Raw genomic sequence first — 11446 nt, forward strand, 5'->3', positions numbered from 1 at the left:
GTTGACCGGAGAAGCAGACGTGAACCCTTTTAACGCGCCGTCCCCATTGGATCGACGCACCTTGTTGCGTCGCGCGGCTTTCTCGCTCGGCCCCATCGCGGTGTCGGCCATGTCGCCGCTTGGTGTCCGCGGTGCCGATGCCGGGCTGGCGAATTCCGCCGGGGCGGGCGCCCCCGTCCCGCGGGTCAAACGCGTGATCTTTTTGTTCATGCACGGCGGCCCCAGCCACGTCGACACATTTGACTACAAGCCTCGCTTGGCCCGGGAGGATGGCAAGCCGTTGCCGTTCGATCTCCCGCCGAACCTGGACGCCGTTCCCAAACTGATGAATGGGCCCTGGAAGTTCGCCCGCCGCGGACGATCGGGACTGTGGGTCAGCGAATTGTTGCCCCACATGGCGACCGTTGCGGATTCGCTGTGCGTGATTCGCAGCATGCACACCCGCGGTCAATCGCACGGCCAAGCCGTGGGAATGATCAACACCGGCAGCGACAACCTGGTTCGCCCCAGCGTGGGCGCCTGGATCAGTTACGCCTTGGGCAGCGGGCACCCCGATTTGCCCGCCCACGTGGCGATCGGTCCGGCCACCGCACACGGCGGGCCGCGTAACTACGGTGCCGCGTTTCTGCCGGCGATGCATCAGGCCACGGCAATCGGCAGCAACGGTAAGCCGGGGTCGGGCAGAATCGCTAATTTGACGGGCCGCGTCGCGGACGAACGGGTCGACCGGCGGATCCAGATGATTCAAGCACTCAATCGCGATCATCTCGCGCGGAGCGGGCCGGACCGAGAGATCGAAGGGGCGATCGAGGCCGTCGATCTGGCGCGCCGCATGCGCCAGGCTGCACCCGGCGTGTTCGATCTGGAGGACGAGACCGAACGGACGCGCCGCGCCTACGGGATTGGGAAAAAGTCGACCGACGCGTTCGGCCGCAGTTGTCTGTTGGCTCGTCGCTTGGCGGAGAACGGCGTCCGCTTCATCACCGTCAGCAGTGGCCAGGTCTGGGATCAGCACAGCAATCTCAAATCGGGCCACGAAAAGAATGCCCTGGCAACCGACCAGCCTGTCGCGGCGCTGATTCGTGACTTGCGCCAACGCGGGCTGTGGGATGACACCCTGATCGTCTGGGGCGGTGAATTCGGCCGCACACCGGTGGTCCAAGGTTCCAACGGAAGAGACCACAACCCGCAAGGCTTCAGCGTCGTGCTCTCCGGTGGTGGCGTTCGCCCGGGATTCGCCTATGGTCAGACCGACGAGTTTGGCTACTACGCGCGCGAGGATCGCGTGCACATGCACGACCTTCACGCCACGATGTTGCATCTGCTGGGGATCGATCACAAGCAACTGACGTATCGCTACGCCGGCCGTGATTTCCGGTTGACCGACGTTCACGGACGCGTTGTCGAAGGCGTCCTCAGCTAGGTTCTGTCTGATCCGTCTTGTCGGATCCGTCCGGGTGTCGCCCCTTCGGGGCTGGAGGTCGTGCAGCTTTCCGAGCCAGGAAAAAGCGTGCTTTTCTGAAATTCACCCTCCCTCCGAGAGGGTCAAAGGCGAGGCACGAGCCTTTGGGGAGGGTGTGTTCGTGAACCCACTGAAATCAATCGGGCCGGACAACCCTCCCCGCGTCGTCGCGGGGCTCCGCGACCCTCCCGGAGGGAGGGTGATTAAAAGCTAAACGACCTCGCTGGATGGGGGTGTGGGCACCGCAACCGGCGTGCTTGCACGCCGGTTTCCGGCCGTCCCATTCGCTCCAGTCCCGAAGGGACGGCAGCGCGCTGTCGGGCCTCCGGCGTTGACTGGATAAATCAGCGAGGGTGACTTGGCCCTGGCCAAACGGCACCGCTCCGTGATAATGGCCGACCAGTGTCGTGGCAGATTGGCCCGACGGGACTTGCAAGTGCGGCAGTCGATTTGTCTGTTTGGACGACGCTGTAAGGCGCGACGAACCATTTTGCCTGGCGGTGCGTTGAATCCCGCGGCTGCGGAATTGAGCGGGCTTGCCGGCGCTCCGTCGTCGGAGTCCGTCACGCCGCCCGATTTGCTTCAATGCCTAGTTCGTCCGATCTGTTCCCTGTAGACTCCCCCGCCTCGGAATTAAGCAATGCTTCGAACCCTCCTTACGTTGGCTGTTGCCACCACCATCACCATGAGCACCGATGACGCCTCGGCCCAGAGCGCCGAGAACGCCCCCGTGACTGACAAGGTCTACTTCGATATCGAGATCAACGGCGAGCCGGCCGGACGCATCGTCATGGGGCTGTTCGGCAAGGACGTTCCCAAGACGGTTGAAAACTTTCGCGCCCTGGCAACCGGAGAGAAGGGCAAGGGACAGTCCGGAAAGCCGTTGCACTACAAAGGTAGCGCCTTTCACCGCGTGATCCCAGATTTCATGCTTCAGGGCGGCGACTTCACCCGTGGAGACGGCACCGGTGGAGAAAGCATTTACGGTGCCAAGTTTGCCGACGAAAAGTTTGCCTACAAGCACGACGTGCCGGGGCTGCTGAGCATGGCCAACGCCGGACCGAACACCAACGGGTCGCAGTTCTTCATCACGACCGTCCCGACCCCCTGGTTGGACGGAAAGCACGTGATCTTCGGGCGCGTGATCGAGGGCATGGACGTGGTCAAGCGGATCGAGCAGCTGGGCACCTCCAGCGGACGCACCCGCTTGCCCATCGTGATCGCCGACAGCGGCGAGCTGAAAGAAGAGTAAAGCAGACGATTTGCGACCGGCGTCGGATTCACCGGCAATAAAAAAACCGCAGCCGAATTCGGCTGCGGTTTTACGTTGGTTGGGTCCCACATGAACGCTGATGGAGGTCTGACCAAGCCGTAGCCGACGTCGCCAGACGGCGGTACACCCCACTGCGATGACGTTGTCGACACGTCATCCGTCTCCGCCTAGCGGCGTCCTTCCCGAAACCGAGAGTTGGGCGTGCTGAATCGTTGCAGATCCGATTCCATCGCTGTCAATTGAGCGTCCAGCCACTGGTCAAACGCATCGCGGTTGCCGCGGCGGACACAAGTGGCAAGCTCATCCCAGCTGCTTGCCGCGTCGCGGTCGTGAAGCTCGTTCGGTGGAGTGGGTGTCGTATGATCGCTAGACGCAGACATGTCAAAACCCTCCGGTACGGGATATTTTGATCGCTCGGTGAGCGTGATGGAACCGTGATTTGTTGTTGGGGGAAGAGACACGTCCGTTATGTCCCGGGTTCAGTTTCAGGCCAACTTCCAGCCCGGGAGTTTTTGCGGCGGAAGGCCGCGTTGATTCGCCGAAGCTGATGTTCACTACGTGCAAGCTGTATGCCGGTTCGCAAAAACGCCGCCGGCGGAAAGCCTCGATTTGAAGTCCTGTATCGTAATTTGCCGATCGGAATCGACTCGGAAAAACATTTCTTTGTGGCCCGTTTTTATGCCCGGCAGCCCGCAGCGTGTCGATTTTGCGGCGCCGTGATCTCAAACTGCCACATCGGCGGGCATTCCTCCGAAACGCTGCCCAGAACATTTGCTCTGTGGAACTATATCCCCTTAAACACCCTTAGCGGGAAATAGGCGACTTTTGTTACTTCGGTCGAACCCAAGTTCGCGAAAATTTATTTGGATCCAGCCAGTCGTCAGGATCAGGTTCGGTTTTCCGCCGCCCAAAGAATGTTCATGTGGCCGTGGTTCGTCCGCCGCCGCGTCATGGCGATTCGCTCCGCTGCCGCCCTCAACGCAGGCTCGTTTCTGGTCTCCGAACCTTGCGTCACTTTTAGACGCGTGATTTGGAGCGGCGTTCCGCATCCAACCGGCATCTCGTCCGAAATTCAACCGGAAAACCCGCCGCAGCGGAGCCCGTTTTGGATTCGGCCCGTCAGCGGCCCGCCAGCCATTTTTCGCAGCGTTGGGGGGATATCTTGATCGAGGTCCCCAACGGCTGGGCAAACAGGCTGACCCTGAGTTCTTCGATCATCCATCGGAACTCGTCGGCCGCCCGGAGTTCCGACCGTCGTTGCGGCTCCGGGAACGTGTCCAGCCAGCGTGTCCACAGGCTCTGGACGGTCTGGCTCGCTTGGGCGTCGCGCGGGGCGCCGCCGCTGCGAAGTTTTTGCAGCCGGTAAGTGATGGCGGCAAAGTACCGGGGGTAATGCTTTAACCATTGCCAGGGGGTGTTCGACAGGAAGTCCGGCCCGAGCAACCACTCGGATTGGTGTCGGACATCGGCCAGCGTCGCGGCAAAGTGTCCGGCAGAAGTTGATTCGACCTCCGCTCGCATTTCTTGGTAGTTCTCGCCGAGCTCCACCAGCCATTGGGCGAGCTCCTGCACGGCAACCGAAACTCGTTCGGCACGCCCACTGCGTCGTTGTTCAAACGCCTCCCTGGTGCGAACCAATTCGTCTTGTTCCACGAAGGCGATGCGGGCGAGCAGATCCATCAGGGCAGCTTCGACGCTCGCCGAGCCAACGGCGGTGGCCAGCCGGATCTTGGTTTCCTCCAAGCCGGGTAGCCACCGTACCTGGCGGCGAAGCTCCTTTCGTTCGGCGATGGCGAACAGTCGGGTCAGGCCCCGTTGCATGGCCGCGTCGGCGGTCTGCTGATCAGGAAACAGTTCCACCTTCACCCCGTCCCCCTGGTCGGTCCAGGCGGGATACTGGGCCACACGCACGCCGCCGCGTTCGCGGACGACCTCGCGGGGCAGGGTCTCGACCGAGAACGTGGTGGTCACTTCGGAGGGGAAGTCAGCGTCGGCGGTGGCCGCATTCGGCGTTTCGCCCAAACCGGCGTCGGAGGCAAATTGACGTTTCAGCGGTTCGGCCGAACGGCTTGAAGCGATCGTCGTTCCCTCATCATCAACGACCTGCACGAGAACGTTCAGATGGTCGTCCAGTTTCTCGGCTTGGAAGTCCGCCTCGGTCACCGGCATTTCGGCGTGCTTTGACATCGCCTGGCAGACGGCCGGCATGAACGGGACGGTTCCAAATTGCGGCATCAGTTCGTCGCAGATCCGCTGCGATACTTCTGCGGCGGGAACCAGATTGCGGCGAATCCGTTTCGGCAACGACTTGATCATCGCGGTGATCTTGGGTTGCAACAGTCCCGGAACCATCCACCCCAACCGTTCGTCGCTGATTTGCGGGACCGCGGTCTGATGAATGCGGACGGTGATCCCGTCGTCTTCGGCGCCCGGTTCAAACCGATAACGCAACGGTAACTCGCTGCGTCCGACGGTGATCTGGTCTGGAAAGGCCTCCGCGGTGATCGACGGGGACTCGATGGACATCAGGTCGGCCGGCTGCATGAAACAGTGGCTCGCGTCGCCATCGATCTCGGGAGGATCCGACAGCCACGTCGCCAAGTCAGCCGAGTCCTTCAGACGTTGGGTCCACTCGGGCACCGTGACGGAGCGATCAAACTTCTCCAGCCGTCCACGATCGCAAACATCCGAGGGCAAATGCTGCTGATAGAACTGCTGGACGTCAAACGAGTCGACGACCATGTCACGCCGTCGAGTTTTGGCAGCCAGTTGGGCGATGGACTCGCGCAGCGATCGGTTGTGTCGGACGAACCGGGCGTTGGTAATCAAGTGTTGTTCGACCAGGCCCTGTTCGATCAACAGGTCTCTGGCTGTCGCCGGATCGATCGGACCCAGCGGGACTTTCCGACGCGTGACGACCGGCAATCCGAACAGGCTGAGCCGCTGGTAGCAGAACGCACCATTGGACCGGGTGCTCCAATGCGGATCGCTGTAGGAGGCCTTGAGCAGGTGCCCTCCCACGGCTTCGATCCACTGTGGTTGAATCTTGGCAACGGTGCGGGCGTATTGTTTTCCGGTTTCGACCAGCTCCGCCGCGACGATCCATTTCGGTTTGCTGGCGAACACCCCGCTGCCCGGCCACAAGTACAACTTCAAGTTCCGCGGACCGAGGTAGGTGTTCTGGTCTCCGGCGGTGGCCACTCCGGACAGGAATCCTGTCAGCAGTGCCTGATGAATTGCGGTGTAACGGTCCTGGTCGACAATGCCATCGGCACCCGGTTCGGCATAGCGGATTTTTCCCAGGTTCGACGACTTACCTCGACCGGTTGCCCCCTTCGCCGAGTTCAAAGACAACGCGATCTCACGCAGTTGGCGATAGGTGTCGGACCATTCCCGCATCCGCGTGGGGGAGAGAAAGCGGCGCTGCAACACGCGGGTCAGCTTGCTGCGCGAGGCGTTCTCGCGGGTGGATTCGTAGAATCGCCACAGACGCAGCAGCGAAAGAAAGTCACTCTCGCCGTCCTGGAACTCGGCGTGGTTTTCGTCGGCCGCTTGTTGTTGGTCCTGGGGCCGTTGGCGGGGATCCGGAATCTCCATGGCCGCCGCGATCGGCAGCACCTCCGGAAGCACATTCAATTCCTCCGCCGCCAGGATGATCCGGCCGATCCGCGGGTCCACCGGCATCCGGCCGAGCGTCTGACCGATCTCGGTCAATTTTCCCGCCGCATCGATGGCGCCCAATTCGATCAGGGTTTGGACCCCTTCGCGAATCGATTCCGGCCGAGGCATGTCCAACAGGGGCAGCGACTCCAATGACCCGAATCCCAGGATCTTGCTCTGCAGGACAACCGCGGCCAAGTTGGTTCGCCGAATCTCCGGTGTCGTGAAGGCGTCGCGAGAGGCGTAGTCCTCGGCAGAGTAAAGACGCACGCAGGTGCCTGGTCCGACACGACCGCAGCGTCCGGCGCGTTGGTCCGCGCTGGCGCGGCTGACCGGTTCGATCGGCAGCCGCTGCAGTTTGCTACGCGGGCTGTAGCGACTGATCCGCGCGGTTCCGGCATCGATCACCGCATGGATTCCCGGGACCGTCAGAGAACTCTCGGCAACGTTGGTGGCGAAGATCAAGCGTCGTTGCCGGCCGGAGGGATGAAAGATCTTTTGCTGGTCCTTTTGCGGCAAGCGGGCATAAAGCGGCAAAACCTCGACGCGGCCGTCCAGCCCCAACCGCTTGAAATGACCTTGCACGCGGTGAGAGACCACGCGGATGTCGCGTTCGGTCGGCAGGAAAATCAGGGTGTCGCCGCCACCGGATTGCGATCCCCGTCCCAGATTCTCAATCCCCGCAATCACGTGCCGGGCAAGATCAGGATTACGATCCTGTTGGGCGGCCACGTCTTCCCACGGCAAATAGCGAATCTCCACCGGGTATCCGCGGCCCTCGACATTCAAGATCGGTGCCGGGCCCGTTTCGTCGCCGAAATGTTCGGCAAAGCGCTCTGCGTCAATCGTGGCCGACGTGATGATCAGTTTCAGATCGGGCCGTTTGTCGCACAGGCCCTTCAGGTAGGCCAGCAAGAAGTCGATATTCAGCGACCGTTCGTGAGCTTCATCGATGATGATGGCGTCGTACTGATCGAGGAACCGGTTGGATTGCGTTTCCGCCAGCAGGATGCCGTCGGTCATCAGTTTGATCAGCGTGTCGGGGCTGGTCTTGTCGCCGAATCGAACTTGGTATCCGACCTGGTCGCCCAACGGGCACCGCAGTTCTTCGGCCAGCCGGTCCGCAATGCTTCGCGCGGCCAGCCGCCGTGGCTGCGTGTGGCCAATCATGGCTCCGCGCCCCAGCCCCGCCTCCAGGCAAAACTTTGGCAGTTGCGTGCTCTTACCGCTGCCGGTCTCGCCGCACACGACCAACACTTGCCGCGAGCGGATCAACCCAATGATTTCGTCGCGGTAGGCGGTGATCGGAAGCTCTTCGGGATACTCCAGCACCGGGGTGAACGCTTCGCGACGTTTGCGTTTCGCGACCGAATCGGCGAGTCGCCGCTGGTAGTCTTCGGCGGACAGCCGGCGTTGGGCGCGCCGCAAGCGATGCTGGTCGACCCGCATCGCGTGATCCAAACTGATTTCGTCGTCAGCCAGGACAAGGTCAGAGGCTTTCTTACTTGACGAGCGTTGGGGTTCCTGTGAACGCTGAGGTTTTTGTGAGCCCTGGGGAGCGTCGGCCGAGTCGGACGGTTGCTCCCCATCCGGTGTTGCCAAAGCGTCAGCATCCGGCGATCGGTTGTCGGTTTCGCCGTCGGTGGGGGCCAGCGGTTGCCGGCGCGCTGAGGAGTCGTCCAGCCGGGGGCTGGAGGGTTTGAAATTCATGCGGGAAGACGGATTCGCAAAGAGACCGACGGTGGAACGGTTGGACGACCTTCAACGTGACGGAAACTCAATCGGAGGACAAGCCAACGCCCCTTCCCAACCCGTGACGCGGGACAAAGGCCTGCTCGGCTCTGCCAGAAATGACCAGCGACGACGTATTCCGCCACTTCACCCTCCCGCGAGCGGGAGGGTCGGAGGCGAGGCACGAGACTCCGGGGAGGGCAGAACGGGAAGCGAATTTCAACAACGCATGGCCCAGCAATAACCCTCCCCGCGTCGTCGCGGGGCTCCTCCGCGACCCTCCCACGCGGGAGGGTGAACCAGAGAACGCCGGACATTGACCGCTAGGTGGACCTCTGCCGAACTGACCCACAAATGCAGAGAAATTGATCCACTAGGCGACACCACTGACGCGATCGGGTTCGCGATTGGAGCGACCGAATGCTGGAAAACTTGAACTCGAAATCGGAGGCGGCTATTTTGAATTGATCGCTCCACATCCGTGACGGTTTGTCGACGGAGTGCTATCGGCGAGGCTTCCACTGAACTTTCTCTCGGAGACCGATGCCATGCACTTCTCAATGGGTACGCTTGAACTTCTTCTGGTCCTGATCGCCGGCGCCGCGGCTCTGGTGTTGGCCGCACGCCGTGACAAGCGGTTCCGATGGGCCTTCGCGGTGTTTGTTTGCGCGGCGATCGCCGCGGCCATGACCCCGCCGGATCTCGCGTCGATGCTCTTGCTGTTCGCCGCGTTTCTCGGTTGTTTTACCTTCGGCAGCACCTGGAAAAATCCGGCAAGGTCTGCAGAACGTCCGGTGGAAACGCCCTCGTCAAGATCGGCGTGATCGCGACGGTCACGCCGCGTAGCGGACCGTGGTGGCGGCGTGAAGCTGTTCGATCCGGCGGATCAGGGATTCACGTTCGCGGGCATGCGTTGCGATTTGACGCGACAGTTCACCGCTGAGCCGTTTGACTTCACCGATCGGGTTTTCGAACTCGCTGAGTTCCGCGACGCTTTGCGAAAGTGTTTGGACCTGGGTTTCCAGCACATCGGCCCGATCGGCTGATTCGTCCGCCTGCCGCATCAAGTCGTCCCGTTGGCGGCAAAGTTCACGAAGCTGGTCTCGTAAAGATTCGATTTCAGATTGCTGAGCGATGGATGACTGAAAGTTTCGTTCGCGAAGCGTCAGATTGGTCCGTTCAAGTTCGACGATTCGCTGCTGGTATTCCTGTTCGAGTTCCGAGGGGAGTTGGTTTTCCGTCGGAGCCGCCGACGCGGATGGGGCCGGTTGGGCGCGCAGGTCGTCGGCCAGTTTTTCCAGCGACGCCAAGCGGGAGTCCTTGCCCGCGACTTGTTGCTGCAAGTCGGCAACCTGATTCGCATAGCGCGCCCTTTCTTGGCGGCACGCTTCGAGATCTTGCTGCAAGTTTGCCAGACGGCCAGACGATGCTTCTCGGTCCGCCTTCTGTTGTTCCAGGGCCGTCTCCAGGTAACGCACCCGGTCGGCTTGTTGGTCGACGCATTGGCGGGATTCGACCAGTTGTTCTCGCAGCTGGTCAATGGCTTCTTGCAGGCGATCGTTTTCGCTTGAGACGGCCGCGGCCGACTGTTGCGCCGTCGCCAGCGAGTGTCTCATCTCCTCCAGTTGTGCGAAGGCTTGGGCATGTTGCTCGCGTTGGAGCTCGACCTCGGCTTGCTGATTTTCCAGTTGCTCCTGCAGACGTTCGGTTTCGATGGCGAACTCCTGCTCAGCCTCGCTCAGCCGCAGGGTGGCGTGGGCCTCCGCAGCGCGTGCGGCCGATTGAAACTCACGCAGTTGACGTTCCCGCTGCGTCACGCTGGATTCAGACTCCGTTAACCGTTGACGGGTTTCGGCCAACTGTTCCTGAAGCAGCTCCCGAGAACCTTCCAGCTCATGCACCTGATTTCGGAGTTGGTCATTCTGTCCGGCCAACGTCCCGTGTTCGCAGCGAAGTTGTTCCAGCTGTTTGCACGCATCCTCCGACTGCCGCTGTGTCGCTTCCAGTTCTTGATTTTTTGCGAACAGGGAGGCGTCATAGTCACGTGCCTGCTGCTTTAGACGCGAAACGGATTCGAGCAAGGACTGTTTCTCTTCCGAAACGATTTCCAGTCGGCACGCCGCGGAATGCAACTGCGACTCCAGTGAACCGATCCGCCGCAGCGATTCTTGACGTTCTCGATTCGCCTGATCGAGCAAATGTCCGATCTCTTTTTGCAGCTCCTCCGCCAGGCATTGCCCCTCGTCCACTCGGTGGTCCAGCTCCGCGCAAATCAACTCGACCGCTTCGTGGTCGGTCTGCAGCATGGAAGCCATCGCGTCCAGCGACTCGACCTGTTCGTTCAACGATGCGATGGCCTGTTGGGCTTCGGCACGTGTCTGTTCCAATTCCTGGCCAAGTTCTTGCAGGCGGTTGCGATCACCGGTCCGCAGAAGCTGCTGCCATTCACACAATGCGACGGCGTGGCGATGAGCCTGTTGCCAATGCATCAACGTCCGTCGCTTCTGTTCGGCGGAGTCCTTCAGACGCTGAAGCTGGGCTTCGGTCTCGGCCAACTGCGATTGATACCGTGTCGACAGGGCCGCGTGTCGCTCCCTCAGCTGCAGTTGTTCAGCGGCCGCGGTGGCCGCGAGGTTCGAAATCTCCTGCTTCAACTTGCTGAGCTGGTCTTCTTTGTGCTGATCCGATTTGCGCGCATTGTCCAGTTGCGTTCGAACGGAGCGGAGTTCCTGCTGGTGCCGCTGTTTCGACTGCTCCAGTTGGTGCTCCAGTTCGTTCAGGCGAACCTGTGACGCTTGCAGGTCTCGCGCCCGCTGGGCATGGGCCGCTTCGCTAGCCGACGACAACTGCTTGGCAAAGACCGCTTTTGCTTCGGCCAGCATCTGTTGCAGTCGGTGCACCTCGAACTGCCAGGCACGGGCGTCGACGGGAGTGGCCGGGGGGACGCCGGGCGGCAGAGGCGTCCCGGTGGAAGGGGGGGCCTGTGAACGGGGCAGGTAGCCGGGGAACCCTTCAAACACATCGTGATTTCGTCGCCAGCGTTGATCCATCGCTCGAGCCATCGAATGAGAGGGGCCATCGAATGAGAAGGGGTGGGGCAACGTCCCGGCCGCGAGCGAGTCTCACGCGTTGGTCGGCGGCAGGCCGTCGATGGCAAAATAGGAGGTTTTCCCGTCGCGACGAAAGATCAGTTTCACGGCAAAGTTTCTTGAATCGGCACGGCCGATTGGCTCCGCCGGACACCAGGCGGAGCCTGTGAGTGCTCACTCGTTTCCGGGCTCCCGCCCGGGAACGCGCTTGGAGAGCGTCTCCTCGTTTCA

At 61.5% G+C, this 11446-nt stretch carries 6 protein-coding genes; 3 read left to right on the forward strand and 3 right to left on the reverse strand.

The annotated features are described in order from the left end of the window. The first annotated feature begins 19 nt into the window (after positions 1–19). Positions 20–1423, forward strand: a complete 1404-nt coding sequence (locus FYK55_RS01970) for a DUF1501 domain-containing protein (RefSeq protein WP_235908350.1) — start codon at positions 20–22, stop codon at positions 1421–1423. Between the two features lie 724 nt (positions 1424–2147). Then, on the forward strand, positions 2148–2714 hold the full coding sequence (locus FYK55_RS01975; protein ID WP_261344942.1) for a peptidylprolyl isomerase: 567 nt from the start codon (positions 2148–2150) through the stop codon (positions 2712–2714). 188 nt (positions 2715–2902) lie between these two features. Here FYK55_RS01975 and FYK55_RS01980 read toward each other — a convergent pair whose 3' ends face one another. Then, positions 2903–3115 (reverse strand): hypothetical protein, encoded by a 213-nt coding sequence (locus FYK55_RS01980; protein WP_150074309.1) that lies wholly within the window; start codon positions 3113–3115, stop codon positions 2903–2905. Positions 3116–3854: 739 nt separating this feature from the next. Next, the gene (hrpA, locus tag FYK55_RS01985; RefSeq protein ID WP_235908351.1) at positions 3855–8105 is read right to left on the reverse strand and encodes an ATP-dependent RNA helicase HrpA; all 4251 of its coding nucleotides are present in this window, start codon (positions 8103–8105) and stop codon (positions 3855–3857) included. Between the two features lie 569 nt (positions 8106–8674). Here hrpA and FYK55_RS01990 point away from each other — a divergent pair. Beyond that, positions 8675–8950, forward strand: a complete 276-nt coding sequence (locus tag FYK55_RS01990) for a hypothetical protein (protein WP_150074311.1) — start codon at positions 8675–8677, stop codon at positions 8948–8950. Between the two features lie 9 nt (positions 8951–8959). Here the strand turns inward: FYK55_RS01990 and FYK55_RS01995 are convergent, their stop codons facing one another. After that, positions 8960–11176, reverse strand: a complete 2217-nt coding sequence (locus FYK55_RS01995) for a hypothetical protein (protein WP_150074313.1) — start codon at positions 11174–11176, stop codon at positions 8960–8962. Positions 11177–11446 lie beyond the last annotated feature (270 nt).

Source organism: Roseiconus nitratireducens, from assembly GCF_008629675.1.
Taxonomy (GTDB): domain Bacteria; phylum Planctomycetota; class Planctomycetia; order Pirellulales; family Pirellulaceae; genus Stieleria; species Stieleria nitratireducens.